The sequence below is a fragment of the Pseudomonas sp. So3.2b genome, assembly GCF_019464415.1.
GTDB classification, from domain to species: Bacteria; Pseudomonadota; Gammaproteobacteria; order Pseudomonadales; family Pseudomonadaceae; genus Aquipseudomonas; species Aquipseudomonas shahriarae.
In genome coordinates this window covers 6,090,153-6,109,762 of sequence record NZ_CP080494.1, presented here as the reverse complement: position 1 = coordinate 6,109,762, position 19,610 = coordinate 6,090,153, and the positions used below count along the sequence as shown (strand labels likewise).

The following is a 19,610-nucleotide window of genomic DNA, read 5'->3' as shown; positions in this document are numbered from 1 at the left end:
AGCCTCAGCCTGGTTGTTCCACCGAGCCTATAAAGTTAGCCAATTCGGGCGTGCGCGGTTGGGCAAACAGGACGTTCGGGTCGCCGACTTCATGCACCTTGCCCTGATGCATGAACACCAGCTTGTCGCCGACCTCCCGGGCAAAGCGCATTTCATGGGTGACCATGATCAGGGTCATGCCGTCCTTGGCCAGTTGGCGCACCACGCTGAGCACTTCATTGACCAGTTCAGGGTCCAGCGCCGAGGTGATTTCATCGCACAGCAACACCTTGGGCGACATCGCCAGCGCGCGGGCGATCGCCACCCGTTGCTGCTGGCCGCCGGACAGGCGATCGGGGAATGCATCGAACTTTTCCCCCAGGCCGACCCGCTCCAGCATCTGCCGGGCCAGCTCCGCAGCCTTGGCCTTGGCGACTTTTTGCACGACCTGGGGCGCGAGCATGACGTTTTCACCCACGGTCAAATGGGGGAACAGGTTGAATTGCTGGAACACCATGCCGACTTTTTGCCGCAGGCTGCGCAGGTCGGCGCGGGCCGCGTCGAGGTATTCGCCGTCGACCTCAATCACCCCGTCGTTGATCGACTCCAGGCCGTTGAGGGTGCGCAGCAGCGTGGATTTTCCCGAGCCGCTGCGGCCGATGATTGCTACCACCTGGCCTTCCTCGATACTCAAGTCGATGCCCTTGAGCACATGGTGATCGCCGTAATACTTATGCAGCGCGGATATTCTAAGCAGAGGCATGCAGTCTCCTTTCCAGGTAGCGGGCACTGAGGGACAAGGGGTAGCAGAGCAGGAAGTAACCGAGCGCCACCAGGCCGTAGACCATGAAGGGCTCGAAGGTGGCATTGGCGAGCATGCCGCCGGTCTTGGTCAGTTCGGTGAAGCCGATGATCGAGGTCACCGCTGTGCCCTTGACCACCTGCACCGAGAACCCCACCGTCGGCGCCACGGCAATTCGCAGGGCCTGGGGCAATATCACGTAGCGCAGTTGCTCATAAGGGTTGAGGGCCAGGCTGGCGGAGGCTTCCCACTGCCCGTGGGCGATGGAGTCGACACAGCCGCGCCAGATCTCGGCCAGGTAGGCACTGGTAAACAGGGTCAGGGCAATCGCGGCGGCCAGCCACGGCGAGATATCAATCCCCAGCAAGGCGATGCCGAAAAACACCAGGAACAGTTGCATCAGCAGCGGTGTGCCCTGGAACAGTTCGATATAGGTCCGGGCAATATTGCGCGGTAGCGCCTTTTTGCTGATGCGCAGGGTCATCACCAGCAGGCCAATCAGCCCGCCGCCGACAAACGCCACCAGCGACAGCAGCAGGGTCCATTGCAGGCCGGTCAGCAGGTTGCGCACGATGTCCCAGAACGAAAAATCACTCATCGGCTGTTCCTCATCACATAGCGGCGACCGATCCAATTGAGCAACTGGCGGATCATCAACGCCATGCACAGGTACACCAGCGTGGTCAGGGCATAGGTTTCAAAGGCGCGGAAATTGCGCGATTGAATAAAGTTGGCGGCAAAACTCAACTCTTCAGTGGCGATCTGCGAGCACACCGCCGAGCCAAGCATCACGATGATGATCTGGCTGCTCAGGGCCGGCCAGACCTTGCCCAGCGCCGGCAGCAGCACCACATGGCGGAACGCTTCGAAGCGGGTCATCGCCAGCGCTGCCGCGGCCTCCAGTTGGCCACGAGGGATCGCCTGGATCCCGGCGCGGATGATCTCCGTGGAATAGGCCCCCAGGTTGATCACCATCGCCAGTACTGCGGCCTGCCATTCGGAAATCTGTACCCCCAGTGAAGGCAGGCCGAAGAAGATAAAGAACAACTGCACCAGAAACGGCGTGTTGCGAATCAACTCGACATACACCCCGAAGAGCCAGCAGAACGGCTGGATTTTCCATGCCCGCACCACGGCGCCGACGATGCCCAGGGCCACGCCGAGGAGGGCGCCGATGGCTGTCAGCTCCAGGGTGAACAGCGCGCCGCGCAACAACAGGTCGGTATTGGCCAGCACCGGCACAAAGTCGAATTGATAGGCCATCAATCAGCTCCGCTTCAGAGATCGGCAGGCAATGGTTCTTTGAGCCACTGCATCGCGTTCTTTTGCAGGCTGCCGTCAGCCTTGGCGGCGACCAGGATCTGGTTGACCTTCTCCAGCAGTGCCGGCTCGTTTTTGTTCACGCCGACATATACCGGCGAATCCTTGAGTTTGACTTTCAACGCCGGTACCCGCTTGGGGTTGCGCTCGCTGATCGCCACCATCACCACGTTGCCACTGGCGATCAGGTCCACCTGGCCGGCGAGGTAGGCGGCGATGGTCGAGTTGTTATCCTCGAAGCGCTTGATCGTGGCTTCCTTGGGTGCGACGGCGCTCAACTCGATATCTTCGATGGCACCGCGGGTCACGCTGATGGTCTTGCCCTTGAGATCGTCCAGGGTCGCAATCGCCGCGTCAGGCGGGCCGAACACGGCGAGATAGAACGGCGCGTAGGCCTTGGAGAAGTCGATGACCTTCTCGCGATCCGGGTTCTTGCCCAGGCTGGAAATCACCAGGTCCACTTTGCCGGTGGTCAGGAACGGGATGCGGTTGGTGCTGTTGACCGGGGTCAGTTCCAGTTTGACCTTGAGCTGCTCGGCCAGCAGTTTGGCGGTGTCGATGTCCAGGCCGCGCGGCTTCATATCGGGGCCGACCGAGCCGAAGGGCGGGAAGTCCTGAGGCACCGCGACCTTGAGGGTGCCACGGGCGACGATATCGTCCAGGCCATTGGCCTGGGCTGGCGTCTGGCTGAGCATCAGGCTGGCAAACAAGGCAGTGAGCAGGGCGCTGCAACGCTTGGTCATGGCAACTCTCCGAAAAGGGCGAAGGGATTTTCTGAGTCTTGCCAGTGCACAGCCCATGCCATGCCGCGCCAAAGCGGCTGCAAGGCAGGGTTTTACAGGTGTATAGCGGTCTTACTGGTCTGAACAGTCAGAAGCGATTGCGCACCCTTTTCGAGCGCCCGCAAAACCCGGCGAGCCCCTTTGGGGCGTGGCTTGCCGGCCAGCGAGAATAGATTTACAACTAGCCTCACTGTTGACCGAAATCTTGAGTTTTTTATGAATTCCATCGCCCAAGCCGTACCGGAAGCGGCTTTGCAAGCCATCCGCAAACTGATCAAGCAACGGGGCTTCGGGCCAGGTGATGCACTGCCTTCCCAGCGCGACCTGGCATTGCAGTTGGGGGTCAGTCGGGCCTCGTTGCGCGAGGCCTTGTCTTCGCTCAGTGCGCTTGGGCTGGTCAGCGTGCAGCCGGGCAAAGGCGTGTTTGTGCAAGCGCCACCGACGGTCGACATGAGCGGGGTGGCCTGGCCCTTTACGGCGCAGGCCAGCCCCCTGGATATCTTCCAATTGCGTTATGCCCTGGAGGGCTTTGCGGCGGGGCTGGCGGCCATGACCCTGACCACCGAGGAACTGGATGGGCTCGAAGACAATGTCCAGGCCATGCGCCGGGAACTCAAGGCCGGGGATTTCGAGGCCGCTGCGCGGCTGGACTTCGCGTTCCACCAGCGCATCCTGTTGGCCAGTGGCAATCAGGCGATGATGAGCATCCTCAGCGCCAGTGCCGAGGTGTTTCTGGAAAGTCAGAAGCTACCGTTCATCCGACCGGAACGGGCGATGGAAACCTGGCAGGAGCATCGCAAGATCCTCCGGGCCCTGGCCCGGCGCAGCAGCGCGGCGGCGCACAAAGCTATGCAGGAGCACGTGCGTAACGCTGCGTTGCGCACGGGAATAGCCTTTGTGACTCCGACGGCCTCTTGAACCCGCCATATCCAAAATGATGACGCTCCATAGCAAGAGTCAATCAGCAGCGGCTTCCTGAACGCAGGAAGGGCGGCTATGATGGGCAACGTTTTTTTTGCTTACAACCCGGAGACATCCATGAGCAACGATCTTATCAAGCACGTCACCGACGCGACCTTTGAGGCCGAAGTACTGCAGGCCCAGGGCCCGGTGCTGGTTGACTACTGGGCTGAGTGGTGCGGTCCTTGCAAAATGATCGCTCCGGTCCTGGACGACATCGCAACCACCTACGAAGGCAAACTGACCATTGCCAAGCTGAACATCGACGAGAACCAGGAAACCCCGGCCAAGCATGGCGTGCGTGGTATCCCGACGCTGATGCTGTTCAAGAACGGCAACGTCGAAGCGACCAAGGTCGGCGCACTGTCCAAGTCGCAATTGGCTGCATTCCTCGACGCCAACATCTAAGCGTCGTCAAAAAGCCCCGCAAATTGCGGGGCTTTTTCGTAAAGCAGGGCTAGACGCTCTGAAATTCAGGTGGTACATTCGGCCCCGCACTGGTTTCTCCACTGCCCCCTGCAAGCCGTCGCCGACGCATTCCTTTCGATTAGTACGCGATCCTGTCGCCTTCTCTGCGGCGCGGCCTCATTAAGCCAAAAGCTTAATTCCCCCCCTCTATAAATGATTACGTCATTCCTATATGAATCTGACTGAACTCAAGCAAAAGCCGATTACCGACCTGCTCCAACTGGCCGAAGAAATGGGCATAGAAAATATGGCCCGTTCGCGCAAGCAGGACGTGATTTTCTCCCTGCTGAAAAAGCACGCGAAAAGCGGCGAGGAAATCTCCGGTGATGGCGTGCTGGAGATTCTCCAGGACGGCTTCGGCTTCCTTCGCTCTGCAGACGCGTCCTATCTCGCCGGCCCAGACGATATCTATGTCTCGCCGAGCCAGATCCGTCGCTTCAACTTGCGCACCGGTGACACCATCGTTGGCAAGATCCGCCCTCCAAAGGAAGGCGAGCGTTACTTCGCCCTGCTCAAGGTCGACACGATCAACTTCGATCGTCCTGAGAACGCGAAGAACAAGATTCTCTTCGAGAACCTGACGCCGCTGTTCCCGACCGTGCGCATGAAGATGGAAGCCGGTAACGGTTCCACCGAAGACCTGACCGGTCGTGTGATCGACCTGTGCGCTCCGATCGGCAAAGGCCAGCGTGGCCTGATCGTCGCACCGCCGAAAGCCGGTAAGACCATCATGCTGCAGAACATTGCAGCGAACATCGCGCGTAACAATCCCGAAGTTCACCTGATCGTGCTGCTGATCGATGAGCGTCCGGAAGAAGTCACCGAAATGCAGCGCACCGTGCGCGGCGAAGTGGTTGCCTCGACGTTCGATGAGCCGCCAACCCGCCACGTGCAGGTTGCCGAAATGGTGATCGAGAAGGCCAAGCGCCTGGTCGAACACAAGAAGGACGTGGTGATCCTGCTCGACTCCATCACCCGTCTGGCCCGTGCCTACAACACCGTGATCCCGAGCTCCGGCAAGGTATTGACCGGTGGTGTCGATGCCCACGCCCTGGAGAAGCCGAAACGTTTCTTCGGCGCCGCGCGTAACATCGAAGAAGGCGGCTCGCTGACCATTATCGCCACCGCGCTGGTTGAAACCGGCTCGAAGATGGACGAAGTGATCTACGAAGAGTTCAAGGGTACCGGCAACATGGAACTGCCTTTGGACCGTCGCATCGCTGAAAAGCGTGTGTTCCCGGCCATCAACATCAACCGCTCCGGCACCCGCCGCGAAGAGTTGCTGACCGCTGACGACGAACTGCAGCGCATGTGGATCCTGCGCAAGCTGCTGCACCCGATGGACGAAGTGGCAGCCATCGAGTTCCTGATCGACAAGCTGAAAACCACCAAGACCAACGACGAGTTCTTCCTGTCGATGAAACGTAAGTAATACGACGTTTCAGGTCCGAAAGAATGGCGCCCCCAGGGGCGCCATTTTTTTGCCTGAAATCTTTAACCACAGCTGGTGGGCAATTGCGCCGTCGATAGGGCTGCCAGCCGCCCTCAGAGCAGGTACGATGTACGCCTATTTTACGGGTGGCATGGTTAATGAAATTCAAGGATCTTCGGGATTTCGTGCAGCAACTTGAGCAGCGCGGAGAGTTGAAACGTATTCAGGTGCCGGTTTCCCCGGTCCTGGAAATGACTGAGATTTGCGACCGCACCCTGCGTAACAAGGGGCCGGCGCTGCTGTTCGAAAACCCCACAGGCTTTGATATCCCCGTGCTGGGCAACCTGTTCGGCACGCCCGACCGGGTGGCGTTCGGCATGGGGGCCGAGTCGGTCAGCGAACTGCGCGAGATCGGCAAGCTGCTGGCCTTCCTCAAGGAGCCCGAGCCGCCCAAAGGCCTGAAGGACGCGTGGTCGAAGCTGCCGATCTTCCGCAAGATCATTGCCATGGCGCCCAAGGTGGTCAAGGACGCGGTCTGCCAGGAAGTGGTCATTGAAGGCGATGATGTCGACCTGGCGATGCTCCCGGTGCAGACCTGCTGGCCCGGCGACGTCGGCCCGCTGATCACCTGGGGCCTGACCGTCACCAAAGGCCCGAACAAGGACCGCCAGAACCTGGGGATCTACCGTCAGCAAGTGATTGGCCGCAACAAGGTGATCATGCGCTGGCTGAGTCACCGTGGCGGCGCCCTCGACTTCCGTGAGTGGTGCGAGAAGCACCCCGGCCAGCCGTTCCCGGTTTCCGTGGCCCTGGGGGCCGACCCGGCCACCATCCTCGGCGCCGTGACGCCGGTGCCCGACAGCCTGTCCGAATACGCCTTCGCCGGCCTGTTGCGCGGCAATCGCACCGAACTGGTGAAATGCCGTGGCAACGACCTGCAAGTGCCGGCCACCGCCGAAATCATCCTCGAAGGCGTGATTCATCCGGGCGAGATGGCCGATGAAGGCCCTTACGGCGATCACACCGGCTACTACAATGAAGTTGACAGCTTCCCGGTGTTCACCGTCGAGCGCATCACCCACCGGGTCAAACCGATCTACCACAGCACCTACACCGGCCGGCCGCCGGATGAGCCGGCGATTCTCGGCGTGGCGCTGAACGAGGTATTCGTACCGATCCTGCAGAAGCAGTTCCCGGAAATCACCGACTTCTACCTGCCGCCCGAGGGCTGCTCGTACCGCATGGCCATCGTGACCATGAAGAAGTCGTATCCGGGCCATGCCAAGCGCGTGATGCTCGGTGTGTGGTCGTTTTTGCGACAGTTCATGTACACCAAGTTCGTTATTGTCACCGACGACGACATCAACGCCCGGGACTGGAACGACGTGATCTGGGCGATTACCACGCGCATGGACCCCAAGCGCGATACGGTGATGATTGATAACACACCCATCGACTATCTCGACTTCGCCTCGCCGGTGTCGGGCCTGGGTTCGAAGATGGGCCTGGATGCCACCCATAAATGGCCGGGTGAAACCACCCGTGAGTGGGGCCGGGTGATCGTCAAGGATGAAGCCGTGACGGCGCGTGTCGATGCGATGTGGAAAGAATTGGGAATAGATTGATGCGTGTAACCCTGCAACCTTCCGGCGCGGTCCTCGACTTGCAGCCGGGCGAGCGGATTCTTGAAGGTGCGCGGCGCCTGGGCTACGACTGCCCGCAGGCGTGCCGTAACGGTGTGTGCCATGTGTGCGCGGCGCTGTTGGTCGAGGGCCGGGTGCAACAGGCCGGCGAGGTGCGTGACCATGGCGAGTTCTACACCTGCATCGCCGAGCCGCTGGAGGATTGCATCGTGCTGTGGGATGGCGTGCTGGCGCCGGGGGAGTTGCCGGTGCGCACGCTGGCCTGCCAGTTGAGCGAGTGCGTGGAGCTGGGTGGCGATGTGTGGCGCGTGCGCCTGCGGGCCCCGGCCGGCAAAGCGGTGCGTTACCACGCTGGCCAGTACCTGATGATTGAGCGCGAAAACGGCGAGAAGTCGGCGTTTTCCCTGGCCTCGGCGCCCCACGCCGGGCGCGAGCTGGAATTGCATGTGCTGGTACGCGAAGACAGCGCCCGCAGCCTGATCGAGCAGTTGCAGCGTAACCAGATGGCGCGGGTCGAGCTGCCGTTTGGCGATACCCACCTGGCCGAGCTACCCGACGGCCCGCTGGTACTGATCGCGGCCGGCACCGGCATGGCGCAGATGCACAGCCTGATCGAACATTGCCGGGCCACGGGGTTCAAGTATCCGGTGCACCTGTACTGGGGCGTGCGTCGTCCTGAGGATTTCTACCAGGTCGAACATTGGGAACAGTGGCAGCAATTGCCCAATCTGTTCCTGCACAAAGTGGTCAGCGACCTGTGTGGTTGGGAAGGGCGCTGTGGCTTGTTGCATGAGGCGGTGTGCGAAGACATAACCGACCTCAAGGCCGTGCATGTCTATGCCAGCGGATCGCCGGCGATGATCTACGGCACGCTGGACGCGCTGGTGAATGCCGGGATGGATGCGCACCAGATGCGCGCTGACGTATTTGCCTACGCCCCTCGCTCCTGACCGCTACGAAAACATTCTCGTAAGCCGATCAAACTGTGGGAGCGGGCTTGCCCGCGATAGCGGAGTGTCAGCCAACAAATCTGGCACTGATACACCGCCATCGCGGGCAAGCCCCGCTCCCACATTGAACTGTGTCTACTCAGGTGTGCGGCGTCAGAACCGCACGCCCGTGGTCACCATCGCCGCATTGAACCCCAGCAACACAAACTCCGCCGCCACCGGCCCGTAGTGCGCACCCACCGACGGAATGATCACCGGTGCCACGCCGTAGCGGTTCAGCGGGATCTTGTCGCGGTACTTGCCGCGATAGCCCTGGATCGCCCCGCCGGTCAGTTTCAGATACACCGGATAGTCGGCCATGTCGAAGCGCTTGCCGGCGTAGGCGTAGTACGAGCGTTGGCGAAACGAGTTGCGAAAGGTCGCACCGCCATACACCCACCCCGCAGCGTCATTGCGCTCCAGGCCGATCAGGTCTTGATGGTTATTGTGCTCGGGGTCCGGCGCAAAGTGCCGGGTGTAGACGCTGGTCTGGGCGTACCAGAAGCCTTTGTCGTCGTTGGCCGGCGCTTCGGCGGCCAGGGCGGTGGTGGCCTGCGCCAGGAGCAGCAGGCCGGAAAGTCGGTTTTTCATGGTGCGACCTCGATAGTCGGTGAATGCGCGGCTAAGTGGGTCGTGACGTGACGCTATTTTGAGGTCCCGTCGGGCATAAAGGCTGAACGGGCGCTGAAAATAGCGCGGTTTTGCGCGGCGAACCTGACGAATGGGGCCTATTGCTTATGCTTTTTCATATTTTTAAAAGGTATTGATTGCAAGGGGAGCGGTATGGGGAGCGGTCGACATATTGAAGTGCTGCGCGAGGGTGCGTCGGCCCGCTACGGGTCTGACGCGATGGCCGGGGTGATCAGCCGCCAGCAGTGGCGGCAACCTGGCCCATAGTACTTTTTCGCCTTACGGTTACAGCGGCGCGTTCTATTACGGTAAAGTCACCTATAACTGGTAGTACACAGGAGACCTAAGCGATCTGCCATGACCGTTCTCGAATCCGAACTTCTGCAATTGGCTTACCCGCCGCGGCTTGATCTGGGGCCGCAACTCACTCACGAACAATTGATGAGCTCGATGCAGGCCACCATGGGTCTGCACAAGGGTGGGCCGGTCTGGCTGTTTGCCTATGGCTCGCTGATCTGGCGCCCTGAGTGTTCGGCAACCCAGCGCCTGCGCGCCCGGGTCCATGGCTATCATCGAGGCCTGTACCTGTGGTCCCACGAGCACCGGGGTACGCCGGAGTTACCGGGGCTGGTGTTTGGCCTGGATCGCGGCGGCTCGTGCAGCGGCTTTGCTTACCGCCTGCCGGAAGATCAACTGGAGGCCTCGCTCTATGCCTTGTGGCAGCGCGAGATGCCTTACCCATCCTATCGGCCACACTGGCTCAGTTGCCGGCTTGAAGACGGCAATCAGGTGCAGGCATTGGGTTTTGTGCTGGAGCGACACCTGCCCAGCTATGCCGGTAACTTGCCCGACAGCGTGCTGAACCAGGTGTTTGCCAGCGCTTGCGGGCGTTACGGCACCACTCGCGATTATGTCGAGCAGACCGTCAACGCCCTGCGTAGCCACGCCATGCCAGACAAGAATCTGGAGGCGCGGCTCAAGCGATGTGCCAAAGGCATCGCGGCGATTAACGTGCCGAGCTGACGCTATTGGTGTGCCACAGGGTTGGGATCAGGAACGCGATGGCCAGCAGGCACGCGCCGATCAGCAGCACAAAGCCGCCGTCCCAGCCGAAGTGGTCCACGGTGTAGCCCATGGCTGCACTGGCTGCCACCGATCCACCCAGGTAACCGAACAGGCCGGTAAAACCTGCGGCTGTACCTGCGGCTTTCTTCGGCGCCAGTTCCAGGGCCTGCAGGCCGATCAGCATCACCGGGCCGTAGATCAAAAAGCCAATGGAGAACAGCGCGATCATGTCGACCATCGGGTTGCCTGGCGGGTTGAGCCAGTACACCAGGGTCGCCACGGTCACCAGAGCCATGAACACAATGCCGGTCAGGCCACGGTTGCCACGGAAGATCTTGTCCGACATCCAGCCGCACAGCAGCGTGCCGGGGATCCCTGCCCACTCGTAGAAGAAGTACGCCCAGGACGACTTGTCGACGGTGAAGTGCTTGGCTTCCTTGAGGTAGGTCGGTGCCCAGTCCAGCACGCCGTAGCGCAGCAGGTAGACGAACACGTTGGCGAAGGCGATGTACCACAGCATCTTGTTGCGCAGCACGTATTTGACGAAGATTTCCTTGGCGCTGAATTCGTCTTCGTGGCTGGCGTCGTAGCCTTCCGGGTAGTCGTTCTTGTACTTCTCGATCGGCGGCAGGCCCACCGATTGCGGGGTGTCGCGCATGGTGATGAAGGCAAACGCCGCCACTGCCAAGGCCACGGTGGCCGGGACGTAGAACGCTGCGTGCCAGTCGTTGAACCAGGCCATGCCCAGCAGGAACAGCGGGCCGATCAGACCGCCGCCGACGTTATGCGCCACGTTCCACACCGACACCACGCCGCCGCGTTCTTTCTGCGACCACCAGTGCACCATGGTCCGCCCACTTGGCGGCCAGCCCATGCCCTGGGCCCAGCCGTTGATGAACAGCAGAATGAACATCATGGTCACGCTGGAGGTTGCCCAAGGCGCGAAACCGAAAATGAACATCACCCCGGCCGATACCAGCAAGCCAAACGGCAGGAAGTAGCGCGGGTTGGAGCGGTCGGACACCAGGCCCATGAGGAACTTGGACAGGCCGTAGGCAATGGCGATTGCCGACATGGCCAGGCCCAGTTGACCACGGGTATAACCCTCGTCGATCAGGTACGGCATGGCCAGGGAGAAGTTTTTGCGCAGCAGGTAGTAACCCGCGTAGCCAAAGAAAATACCGGCGAAGATCTGCCAGCGCAGTCGTCGGTAGGTACTGTCGATCTTTTCTTCAGGCAGGGGTGCCTGGTGGGGGGCAGGACGAAAGAAAGCAAACATTCAAGAGCTCCAAATTTCTTGTTTTGACTGCGGATGCGAATGTTACAGTTTCGTTACCGAAAATAGCATCGCCTCTTATCTGCAAACACAGGAAACGGGAGTAATTGCATGTTCTTTTACGAACATGTCGCGAATAGATAAGTATAGGGCGTGATCAGATTCCTCACGGCACTTGAGATCAAATGTAGGAGCTGGCTTGCCTGCGATGGCGGTGGACCAGTTACCAAAGACGTAGCTGACCCACCGCCATCGCAGGCAAGCCAGCTCCTACACTAATTGCATTTCAAATCACTGGCGGACCTGCACGACCACCTTGCCCACTGCCTTGCGCTGCCCCAGGTCATTGATCGCCTGCGCCGCGTTGTCCAGCGGATACACCTGCGACACCATTGGCTTCAACTTCCCCTCGGCATACCAACCAAACAGCTGCTGGAAATTCGCCGCGTTATCCTGCGGCTGGCGCTGGGCAAACGAGCCCCAGAACACCCCGACCACCGCTGCGCCCTTGAGCAGCGCCAGGTTCACCGGCAGCTCGGGGATACGCCCGCTGGCAAACCCCACCACCAACAGACGGCCGTTCCAGGCAATGGCGCGGATGGCCTGGTCAAACAGATCGCCCCCTACCGGGTCGTAGATCACATCGGCACCGTTGCCATCGGTCAGGCGCTTGATCTCATCCTTGAGGTTGCTTTCGCTGTAGTTGATCAATTCATCGGCGCCCGCCGCCTTGGCCACGGCCAGCTTGTCGGCACTGCTGGCGGCGGCAATCACCCGGGCACCCATGGCCTTGCCGATCTCCACGGCAGCCAGGCCCACGCCACCGGACGCGCCCAGTACTAGCAGGGTCTCGCCAGCGGCCAGGTGGCCACGCTGCTTGAGGGCGTGCATCGAGGTGCCGTAGGTCATGCTGAAGGCGGCAGCGGTGTTGAAATCCATGCTCGGCGGAATCGGCAGCACGTTATAGCCCGGTACCGCGACCTGCTCGGCAAAGCTGCCCCAGCCGGTCAGCGCCATGACCCGGTCGCCGACCTTTAGGTGGCTGACCTTTTCCCCGACTTCGCTGACCACCCCAGCCGCTTCGCCGCCCGGCGAGAACGGGAAGGGCGGTTTGAACTGGTACTTGCCCTCGATGATCAGCGTGTCCGGGAAATTCACCCCAGCGGCATGGACGTCCAGCAGGATCTCGTTCTTCTCGATCGCCGGGCTTTCGACGTCTTCCAACACCAGGGTTTCGGCAGGGCCGAAGGCTTTGCACAGCACGGCTTTCATCGGACTATTCCTTTTGGCGTATTGGCCGATAAGTGTAGGTGGGTAAGGTCACGGGTCAACGAGCATGCCCCGGCCTGATAAGTCGCCATAAGCTTGTGCTCTGCCTTGCTAGCGTTATGCTACTGGCAACCGAATGTGAGGAATGAACTGTGAAAGCGTGGATCCTGTTGATGCTGGCCCTGACGTTGCCGATGGCAGCCCATGCCGAAGAAGCCAAGGAAGGCGAAGCGCCGAAGGTCAGCTATTACAGCCTGACGCCGCCTTTTGTGGGCAACTATGCCCTGGATGGCGGCCCGAAACTTCGGGTGTACAAAGCGGATGTGGCCCTGCGCGTGACCGGCCCCGAAGCGGCGGCGGCGATCAAGGCCAATGAGCCATTGATCCGCAACCAACTGGTGGCGTTGTTTACCCAGCAGACTGTCGAGAGCATGGGCAGTGTCGAGGGTAAGGAAAAGTTGCGTCAGGAAGCGTTGAAGCAGACGCAGCAAGTGATGAATGACGAGACGGGCAAGCCGGTGGTTGAAGATTTGTTGTTTAACAATCTGATTATCCAGTAACGCCCATCCTGTGGGCGTCGGCTTGTTGGCGATGGGGCCTTGAAGCTATCGACGCTCACAAGACCGTCACCGTCAGCAACCCGAACTTTGGCGCCAACCTCAGGAGGGGTAACGCCTCTGCACGATGATGATAAAGATTCAGAGGCTCGGTTGGTTTCTATTGTGGAGGTTTTTCTATCGCAAACGTTATGCTTTTGGAGACGGAAATTGTGGGGCCTCCGCCTGATCCAGGATTATCGAATATAAAAGTAAAACGATAAGTTGTTCCTTTTGAAATATGGGTATCCTCGGAGGATATCCAGCTGTGCCAATTACCGCCCTTTATAGGTACTCTTGCCAGTACCACCCCCACTGGGGCATATAACTTCAAATATCGGATTTCTGCTTTGGTTGAGTCCACTAAATTTATACTGGATCGTGGAGAAAAGTCCGGGTGGGCGGGAGTTCAATGAGTTTGGAAAACCAGCAACTAAGTTGCTGGTTATAATAGGGCTTATATATAGATTTTCACTCTTTTTCTATCCGTTCGCCATACCCCGTCGGGGGGCGCGTCGAAGACAAAGTAGAACTCGAATGTGTCTACTGTGTTAGATGTTGTGTATTTTGTTGACGACCCCCAAACGCGCCATTGGCCATCTTGTGGAGGGTGGACTGCTAGTATCGGGCCGCCGAAGGTAACAGAGTGAATCTCGAAACGCGGGTTTTTTCCCGTCACCGCACCTCGCTCAAACATATAGCGGAGCGCATGTATGATGTAAATGCCATTACTCCAAGTGGCTTCAACCTCGATGGCTCCTTTGTATCCATGTAATGAATATTCCCCTCTCACTGTTGTTACGCTGGTTGGGTTATTTCGGTCGACCTTAATCTCTATTGTTTCTGAGGGGGCTTCGTCGCTGGAGCCCTTCTTGTCCGAGTCTGATATGTCGCTCATTTTTTGCTCTCCCGAGAGTCTCGATGCAATGAATTTGCGGTCGATTGTTATAGTTAATAACGAGAGATAAACGCCGGCTACTGTCAGAATTGACAGTTTTTCATTTTGTTTTTTAATAAGCTCAGTGATTTTTATAAGTGAAAGTTTAAGAGGCCAGACTCTTCCTGAACCGCGCCAACGCCACCGCAAAAAACAACAAGCCAATCCCCGCCAGCGCTAGCAAATCCGGCCACACCACGCTCACCCCCGCATCGCGAAACAGAATCGCCGCACTCAAACTCACAAAATGTGTGGATGGCGAGCCCTGCATCACCCATTGCAACCATTCGGGCATGCTGTCCAGCGGCGTACTGCCGCCTGACAACAGCAGCATCGGAATAATCACCGGGATCGCCAGCAAGCCAAACTGCGGCGTCGAGCGGGCGAGGGTAGCGAGGAAGATGCCCAGGGCAGTGCTGGCAAACAGATACAGCGCGGTTACCAGCAGGAACAGACTCAATGAGCCGGCCAGCGGCACGCCGAGCATGCCCTTGACCACCACTTCCAGTGACAGCCAGGTACACAGCACCACCACCAGCATGTTGCTCCAGATTTTTGCCAGCATGATTTCCAGGGCGGTCAGCGGCAGCACCAGCAAATGGTCGAGGGTGCCATGTTCGCGTTCGCGCAGTAGCGCGGTGCCGGTCAGGACGATGGCGAGGATGGTGATGTTGTTGACGATCTGGATCACCGCCAGGAACCAGCCGCCTTCCAGGTTGGTGTTGAACAATGCCCGGGTGGTGAGGGTCGCCGGTGCGCGCTGGCTGGTGTCCGCCTGGCCGCTGTAGGTCAGCAATTCACGCTGGAAGATCCGCCCGATATAGCCCGCGCCCATAAAGGCCTGGCTCATCGCCGTGGCATCCACATTGACCTGAACGCTCGGCTGGCGGCCGGCCAGGAGGTCGGCCTGGAAATTGGCCGGCACGTTGATCACGAAAGTGTACTGGCCGCTGTCCATGACCTTATCCAACTGGTCGTAGGCCAGTGGCACGGCGGGCTGGAATTCTGGTGGTTGCAGGGCTTCGGCCAGTTGGCGTGACAATTGGCCATGGTCTTCATCGACAAAGGCCACGCTGGCGTTATGCACGCCAATCACTGAACCGGCCGCTGGCATATAAATGGCGACGGTGAAGGCGTAGAACAGAAACAGCAGCAACACGCTGTCGTGGCGCAAGCTGGTGAGCTCTTTGATTCCCAGGCGCAGGATATGGGCGAACTTATGCATCAGGCCTCCTGCTTCTTGAGCATCACCAGGCTCAGCCCGGTGAACCCCAGGAAAAACCCGAACAGCGCCAGGCACTGTGGCCACAGCTGGCGCAGGTCCAGGGCTTTGGTAAAGGTGCCGACGGCGACATCCAGGAAGTAGCCGGCGGGAAACAGCATGCCCATCAGCGCGGCCGCCCCTTCCAGGGACGAGCGCGGCACGATCAGCCCGGAGAACTGGATGGTCGGTAGGCTGGTGATGATCATGGTGCCGAGAATCGCTGCGATCTGGGTGCGGGTGAACGCAGAAATCAGCAGGCCCATGCTGGTGGTGGCCAGCACATACAGCAGGCCGCCAAACGCCAGGGTCACGCCACTGCCCTTGAACGGCACGCCGAACAGCCAGCGGTTCATCGCCACCAGCAGCGCCAGGTTGATCAGGCTGATAACCAGATACGGCGCCTGCTTGCCGAGGAGAAACTCCAGGCGGGTCAGCGGTGTGGCGTAGAAGTTAGTGATCGACCCCAGCTCCTTCTCGCGCACGATGCCCAGGGCGGTGAGCATGGCCGGGATAAACGCCAGGATCAGTGCCATCACGCCGGGGCCGATGGCATTTACGCTGACCACGTCCTGGTTATAGCGAAAGCGCGTCTCCAGTCTGGCGGCGGCGGGCTGGGCTCGCGGGGAGCTGTTGAGTTCCGCCAACTGCTGCAGATTGGCCTGGTGTACCGCTTCGACATAGTTGCGGCTGGTCTCGGCGCGAAACGGCATGCCGCCATCCAGCCAGGCGGCCACTGCCGGTTGGCGCCCGGCGTACAGGTCGCGGCCAAATCCGGGAGGAATCTCCAAGGCGAGTTTGATTTCCGAGCGTTGCAGGCGCCGGTGCAGCTCGGCCGAATCGCTGATCGGCGGCTGTTCGGCGAAGTAGCGCGAACTGCGAAAGGCCTCCAGATAGGAGCGGCTTTGTGGCGTCTGGTCCTGGTCATACACGGCGAAGGCGAGCTTCTCCACGTCCAGGGAAATGCCGTAGCCGAAGATCACCATCATGAAAATCGCCCCGAGCAGGGCAAAGGCCATGCGCACTTTGTCGCGCAACAATTCCTTGCCTTCGCGACTGGCCACTGCCAGCAGGCGGACCAGGCTGAAGCCGCGCTTGCTGACTGGCGGCGTGGTCGGTGTGCTGACGGTTGCGCTGGGCGCGGCGGCTTCTGGGGCTTCCTGGGCTTGTTCCAGACAGGTGACAAATGCGGCTTCCAGGGTCTCGCCGTGGAAGTGTTGCTGCAGGGCGTCCGGGGTGTCGCAGGCCAGCACCTTGCCGGCGTGCATCAACGAGATGCGGTCGCAGCGCTGGGCTTCGTTCATAAAGTGGGTGGAGAGAAAAATCGTCACCCCTTGCTCGCGGGACAACTCCACCAGCAAACGCCAGAAATCGTCGCGCGCGGCGGGGTCCACACCGGACGTGGGTTCGTCGAGGATCAGCACTTCCGGGCAATGCAACACCGCCACGGCCAGGGACAGGCGCTGGCGCAAACCCAGGGGCAGCTCGCCGGAGGGTTGTTCGGCGACACTGCCCAGGTCAAAACGCTGGATCAATTCTTCGATGCGCGGGCCGCTGTCGGCCTTGGGCAGGTCGAACAACTGTGCGTGCAGCACCAGGTTCTGGCGCACGCTGAGCTCACCGTACAGCGAGAAGCTCTGGGACATAAAGCCCACGCGCTTGCGGGTTGCCAGGTCCTTGGCATTTACCGGGTTGCCCAGCAGTGTGGCGCTGCCTTCACTGGCCGGCATCAGCCCGGTGAGGACTTTCATGGTGGTGGTCTTGCCGCAGCCGTTGGAGCCGAGAAAGCCGAAGATCTCGCCACGGCCAATAGCGAAGCTGACCTTGTTGACTGCCGTAAAGTCGCCAAAGCGCAGGGTCAGGTCGTGGGCTTCGATGGCGATGTCGGTGTTGTCGTTTGCCCGAGGAGGGATCACCAGCGGCTGGTTGTTGTGCGCGCTGTCACCCTGGAAATGGGTGAAGGCCTCATCCAGCTTGCCGCTGGGCGTGACCGCCGCCAGTTCGCGGCTCAGGCCATCGGCGATCAGCTTGCCGCGGTCGAGCATCAGGCAGTGCTCGAACTGCTCGGCTTCTTCCATGTAGGCCGTGGCCACCAGCAGCGTCAGTTGCGGGCGTTCGCTGCGTACGGTTTCTACCAGCTCCCAGAAGCGCCGGCGTGACAAAGGGTCGACGCCGGTGGTGGGTTCATCGAGGATCAGCAAGTCCGGGTCGTGGATCAGCGCGCAGCACAGCCCCAGTTTTTGCTTCATCCCGCCCGACAGTTTGCCCGCCGGCCTGTCGGCGAAGCGTGCCAGGTCGGTGGCCAGCAGCAGGTTGTGCATGCGCTGCTCGCAATCGGCTTTGGACAGGCCAAACAGGGTGGCGAAAAAACGGATGTTCTCGCTGATGGACAGTTCGGGGTAGAGGTTGCCGCCCAGGCCCTGGGGCATAAACGCGATCAACGGGTACAGGCTGTTGCGGTGGCGGCGGTCTTCGATGGAGCCGCCCAGCACCTGCAAGTCACCGTCCTGCAGTTTTTTCACCCCGGCGATCAAGCCCAACAGGCTCGACTTGCCCGCGCCATCCGGGCCGATCAACCCGCAGCGGGTACCGGCCGGCAGGCTGAAGGCGATGTCGATCAGCGCCTGTTGCTTGCCGTAGCGGTGGTTGATGCCCGTGGCCTGCAGCGCCAGCCCGGTCATTGCAGGTTGGCCGGCCAGTCCAGGTCAGCGGTGCGCACATAGCCGGCGCCGGGCATGCCGGGCTTGGCCTGGGGCACGGCGCTCGGTTGAGTCAGGCGCAGTTTGACGCGGAACACCAGTTTCTGGCGCTCGTCGCGGGTTTCCACTTCTTTGGGGGTGAACTGCGACTTGGCGGCGACAAAGCTGATTTTCGCCGGCAGGGGTTGATCCGGCAGGGCATCGAGCACGATCCGCGCTTCACTGCCCACGGTCAGGCGACCGGTGACGGAGGCGGGCAGGTAGAGGTTCATATACTGGTCATTCGGATCTATCAGCAGCAACACGCGCCCGCCGGCACCGAGCACTTCGCCAGGTTCGGCCAGGCGCAACTGGATGATGCCGTCGATGGGCGCGCGCAGGCTGCTGTCTTCGATCTCGCTGGTCAGTTGTGCCACCTGGGCCTGGGCCGCACCGATGGCGGCCTTGACCGCATTGACCTGGGCCTGGGCTGCCGTCACCGCCGCATTGCCGGTGTTCTGCCGTGCCTGTTGCTGGTCGATCAGCTGTGCGCTGGCGAAGCCGCGGCGGTACAGCTCCTGGGTGCGCTTGAGTTCCTGGCTGGCCAGCAGGTTTTCGCTCTGGCGCAATTGCACGTTGGCTTCGGCGGCGGCGAAGTTCTCCTTGGCGCGCAGCACTTCGGCCTCGGCCTGGGAACGCTGGGCTTCGAGGGTGCGGGTGTCGATACGCGCCAGCAGTTGGCCCTTGAGCACTTTGTCGCCTTCATCGACCCGCACTTCAGCCAGGCGGCCGGGGATCTTGGTGGCGATCTGCACTTCGGTGGATTCCAGCCGGCCATTGCCCATGTTCAAACCTTCCGGCAGGCGGTCCAGGGTGGACTTCCAGTAGCCGAAGCCACCGGCGGCCACCAGCAATAGAATCAGGAGAAAGGCAAAGAAGTGCGAACTGCGATGTGACGTCGACATGGGTGCATCCTGCGGTGTTAGCGTCCTAGTTTGCCGGGATCGTAACCGATAGCCGTTGATACCGGTCAAATGAATACCGTTAGGCGTTAACGCAAGGCCATTACCGCCGCCCATTGCTGGGCCGTCACCGGCATCACCGACAAACGACTGCCTTTTTGCACCAGCGGCAGTTCGGCCAGGGCCGTCTGTTGCTTGAGGTAGCCCAGCCCGAGAACGTTGGGGAAGGTCTCGACATGCGCCACTGTAATGGCGCTCCATGGATTTTTTTCCGGGGTGGCCTTGGCATCGAAGTAATGGCTGTCAGCTTCCAGCGCTGTCGGGTCCGGATAAGCCGCCTCAATGATTTTCCCTACACCAGCAATCCCCGGTTCGGGGCAACTGGAGTGGTAAAAGAAGAACGCGTCACCCACGGCCATGGCCCGCAGGAAGTTGCGTGCCTGGTAATTGCGCACGCCATCCCAGCGCGCCTCGCCGAGTTTCTCCAGGCCCTTGATGGACAGCTCATCGGGCTCGGACTTCATCAGCCAATAGGCCATGGTTTTGCTCCTTTGCAGGGGA

At 60.4% G+C, this 19,610-nt stretch carries 18 protein-coding genes; 7 read left to right on the top strand and 11 right to left on the bottom strand.

Annotation, left to right across the window (positions count from 1 at the left end; genetic code table 11):
• Positions 1-4: 4 nt before the first annotated feature.
• The 4 genes from K1X80_RS27720 to K1X80_RS27705 are packed head-to-tail and all read right to left on the bottom strand — an operon-like array spanning position 5 to position 2,844.
• On the bottom strand, positions 5-742 hold the full coding sequence (locus K1X80_RS27720) for an amino acid ABC transporter ATP-binding protein (RefSeq protein WP_057440457.1): 738 nt from the start codon (positions 740-742) through the stop codon (positions 5-7).
• On the bottom strand, positions 729-1,379 hold the full coding sequence (locus K1X80_RS27715; protein ID WP_057960952.1) for an amino acid ABC transporter permease: 651 nt from the start codon (positions 1,377-1,379) through the stop codon (positions 729-731). The genes K1X80_RS27720 and K1X80_RS27715 overlap by 14 nt, the downstream gene beginning before the upstream one ends.
• On the bottom strand, positions 1,376-2,044 hold the full coding sequence (locus K1X80_RS27710; protein WP_057960951.1) for an amino acid ABC transporter permease: 669 nt from the start codon (positions 2,042-2,044) through the stop codon (positions 1,376-1,378). The genes K1X80_RS27715 and K1X80_RS27710 overlap by 4 nt, the downstream gene beginning before the upstream one ends.
• A 14-nt stretch (positions 2,045-2,058) precedes the next feature.
• On the bottom strand, positions 2,059-2,844 hold the full coding sequence (locus K1X80_RS27705; protein WP_057960950.1) for a transporter substrate-binding domain-containing protein: 786 nt from the start codon (positions 2,842-2,844) through the stop codon (positions 2,059-2,061).
• Positions 2,845-3,099: 255 nt separating this feature from the next.
• On the opposite strand from K1X80_RS27705, the gene K1X80_RS27700 reads away from it, so the two are divergent.
• The 5 genes from K1X80_RS27700 to K1X80_RS27680 all read left to right on the top strand — a co-directional run bounded on the left by K1X80_RS27700 (position 3,100) and on the right by K1X80_RS27680 (position 8,336).
• Positions 3,100-3,801 carry a FadR/GntR family transcriptional regulator gene (locus tag K1X80_RS27700; protein WP_057960949.1) on the top strand — a complete coding sequence of 234 codons (702 nt, stop codon included), beginning with the start codon at positions 3,100-3,102 and terminating at the stop codon, positions 3,799-3,801.
• Between the two features lie 120 nt (positions 3,802-3,921).
• Complete coding sequence (trxA, locus tag K1X80_RS27695) at positions 3,922-4,251, top strand: thioredoxin TrxA (RefSeq protein WP_029289563.1); 330 nt, start codon at positions 3,922-3,924, stop codon at positions 4,249-4,251.
• Between the two features lie 232 nt (positions 4,252-4,483).
• Positions 4,484-5,743 (top strand): transcription termination factor Rho, encoded by a 1,260-nt coding sequence (gene rho, locus K1X80_RS27690; protein ID WP_003176825.1) that lies wholly within the window; start codon positions 4,484-4,486, stop codon positions 5,741-5,743.
• Between the two features lie 158 nt (positions 5,744-5,901).
• Positions 5,902-7,368: a 4-hydroxy-3-polyprenylbenzoate decarboxylase gene (gene ubiD, locus K1X80_RS27685; protein ID WP_029289556.1), complete on the top strand. Its 1,467-nt coding sequence runs from the start codon at positions 5,902-5,904 to the stop codon at positions 7,366-7,368.
• Complete coding sequence (locus K1X80_RS27680; protein ID WP_057960948.1) at positions 7,368-8,336, top strand: CDP-6-deoxy-delta-3,4-glucoseen reductase; 969 nt, start codon at positions 7,368-7,370, stop codon at positions 8,334-8,336. The genes ubiD and K1X80_RS27680 overlap by 1 nt, the downstream gene beginning before the upstream one ends.
• 153 nt (positions 8,337-8,489) lie before the next feature.
• Here the strand turns inward: K1X80_RS27680 and K1X80_RS27675 are convergent, their stop codons facing one another.
• Entirely contained in the window at positions 8,490-8,966 is a 477-nt protein-coding gene (locus K1X80_RS27675) for a hypothetical protein (protein WP_057440452.1), read from the bottom strand.
• 396 nt (positions 8,967-9,362) lie between these two features.
• On the opposite strand from K1X80_RS27675, the gene K1X80_RS27670 reads away from it, so the two are divergent.
• Entirely contained in the window at positions 9,363-10,028 is a 666-nt protein-coding gene (locus K1X80_RS27670; protein WP_057440451.1) for a gamma-glutamylcyclotransferase, read from the top strand.
• Here the strand turns inward: K1X80_RS27670 and glpT are convergent.
• Both glpT and K1X80_RS27660 read right to left on the bottom strand, forming a co-directional pair.
• On the bottom strand, positions 10,012-11,349 hold the full coding sequence (gene glpT / locus K1X80_RS27665) for a glycerol-3-phosphate transporter (protein ID WP_057440450.1): 1,338 nt from the start codon (positions 11,347-11,349) through the stop codon (positions 10,012-10,014). The two genes, K1X80_RS27670 and glpT, sit on opposite strands and share 17 nt — an antisense overlap.
• Positions 11,350-11,637: 288 nt before the next feature.
• The gene (locus K1X80_RS27660) at positions 11,638-12,618 is read right to left on the bottom strand and encodes an NADPH:quinone oxidoreductase family protein (protein ID WP_220172598.1); all 981 of its coding nucleotides are present in this window, start codon (positions 12,616-12,618) and stop codon (positions 11,638-11,640) included.
• Between the two features lie 149 nt (positions 12,619-12,767).
• Here K1X80_RS27660 and K1X80_RS27655 point away from each other — a divergent pair, with 149 nt between their 5' ends.
• Positions 12,768-13,175, top strand: a complete 408-nt coding sequence (locus K1X80_RS27655; protein WP_029289542.1) for a flagellar basal body-associated protein FliL — start codon at positions 12,768-12,770, stop codon at positions 13,173-13,175.
• A 1,079-nt stretch (positions 13,176-14,254) separates the two neighbouring features.
• Here the strand turns inward: K1X80_RS27655 and K1X80_RS27650 are convergent.
• The 4 genes from K1X80_RS27650 to K1X80_RS27635 all read right to left on the bottom strand — a co-directional run bounded on the left by K1X80_RS27650 (position 14,255) and on the right by K1X80_RS27635 (position 19,588).
• A complete protein-coding gene (locus tag K1X80_RS27650; protein ID WP_057960944.1) occupies positions 14,255-15,373 on the bottom strand; it encodes an ABC transporter permease in 1,119 nt (372 codons plus the stop codon).
• The gene (gene rbbA / locus K1X80_RS27645) at positions 15,373-18,090 is read right to left on the bottom strand and encodes a ribosome-associated ATPase/putative transporter RbbA (protein ID WP_057960943.1); all 2,718 of its coding nucleotides are present in this window, start codon (positions 18,088-18,090) and stop codon (positions 15,373-15,375) included. The genes K1X80_RS27650 and rbbA overlap by 1 nt, the downstream gene beginning before the upstream one ends.
• The gene (locus K1X80_RS27640; RefSeq protein WP_057440447.1) at positions 18,087-19,052 is read right to left on the bottom strand and encodes an HlyD family secretion protein; all 966 of its coding nucleotides are present in this window, start codon (positions 19,050-19,052) and stop codon (positions 18,087-18,089) included. Before K1X80_RS27640 ends, rbbA begins: the two co-directional genes overlap by 4 nt.
• 86 nt (positions 19,053-19,138) lie before the next feature.
• On the bottom strand, positions 19,139-19,588 hold the full coding sequence (locus K1X80_RS27635) for an EVE domain-containing protein (RefSeq protein WP_057960942.1): 450 nt from the start codon (positions 19,586-19,588) through the stop codon (positions 19,139-19,141).
• Positions 19,589-19,610 lie beyond the last annotated feature (22 nt).

Coding starts and splice junctions, on each gene's coding strand:
- K1X80_RS27720 (WP_057440457.1), bottom strand. CDS start 742: ATGCCTCTGCTTAGAATATCCGCGCTGCATAAGTATTACGGCGATCAC.
- K1X80_RS27715 (WP_057960952.1), bottom strand. CDS start 1,379: ATGAGTGATTTTTCGTTCTGGGACATCGTGCGCAACCTGCTGACCGGC.
- K1X80_RS27710 (WP_057960951.1), bottom strand. CDS start 2,044: ATGGCCTATCAATTCGACTTTGTGCCGGTGCTGGCCAATACCGACCTG.
- K1X80_RS27705 (WP_057960950.1), bottom strand. CDS start 2,844: ATGACCAAGCGTTGCAGCGCCCTGCTCACTGCCTTGTTTGCCAGCCTG.
- K1X80_RS27700 (WP_057960949.1), top strand. CDS start 3,100: ATGAATTCCATCGCCCAAGCCGTACCGGAAGCGGCTTTGCAAGCCATC.
- trxA (WP_029289563.1), top strand. CDS start 3,922: ATGAGCAACGATCTTATCAAGCACGTCACCGACGCGACCTTTGAGGCC.
- rho (WP_003176825.1), top strand. CDS start 4,484: ATGAATCTGACTGAACTCAAGCAAAAGCCGATTACCGACCTGCTCCAA.
- ubiD (WP_029289556.1), top strand. CDS start 5,902: ATGAAATTCAAGGATCTTCGGGATTTCGTGCAGCAACTTGAGCAGCGC.
- K1X80_RS27680 (WP_057960948.1), top strand. CDS start 7,368: ATGCGTGTAACCCTGCAACCTTCCGGCGCGGTCCTCGACTTGCAGCCG.
- K1X80_RS27675 (WP_057440452.1), bottom strand. CDS start 8,966: ATGAAAAACCGACTTTCCGGCCTGCTGCTCCTGGCGCAGGCCACCACC.
- K1X80_RS27670 (WP_057440451.1), top strand. CDS start 9,363: ATGACCGTTCTCGAATCCGAACTTCTGCAATTGGCTTACCCGCCGCGG.
- glpT (WP_057440450.1), bottom strand. CDS start 11,349: ATGTTTGCTTTCTTTCGTCCTGCCCCCCACCAGGCACCCCTGCCTGAA.
- K1X80_RS27660 (WP_220172598.1), bottom strand. CDS start 12,618: ATGAAAGCCGTGCTGTGCAAAGCCTTCGGCCCTGCCGAAACCCTGGTG.
- K1X80_RS27650 (WP_057960944.1), bottom strand. CDS start 15,373: ATGCATAAGTTCGCCCATATCCTGCGCCTGGGAATCAAAGAGCTCACC.
- rbbA (WP_057960943.1), bottom strand. CDS start 18,090: ATGACCGGGCTGGCGCTGCAGGCCACGGGCATCAACCACCGCTACGGC.
- K1X80_RS27640 (WP_057440447.1), bottom strand. CDS start 19,052: ATGTCGACGTCACATCGCAGTTCGCACTTCTTTGCCTTTCTCCTGATT.
- K1X80_RS27635 (WP_057960942.1), bottom strand. CDS start 19,588: ATGGCCTATTGGCTGATGAAGTCCGAGCCCGATGAGCTGTCCATCAAG.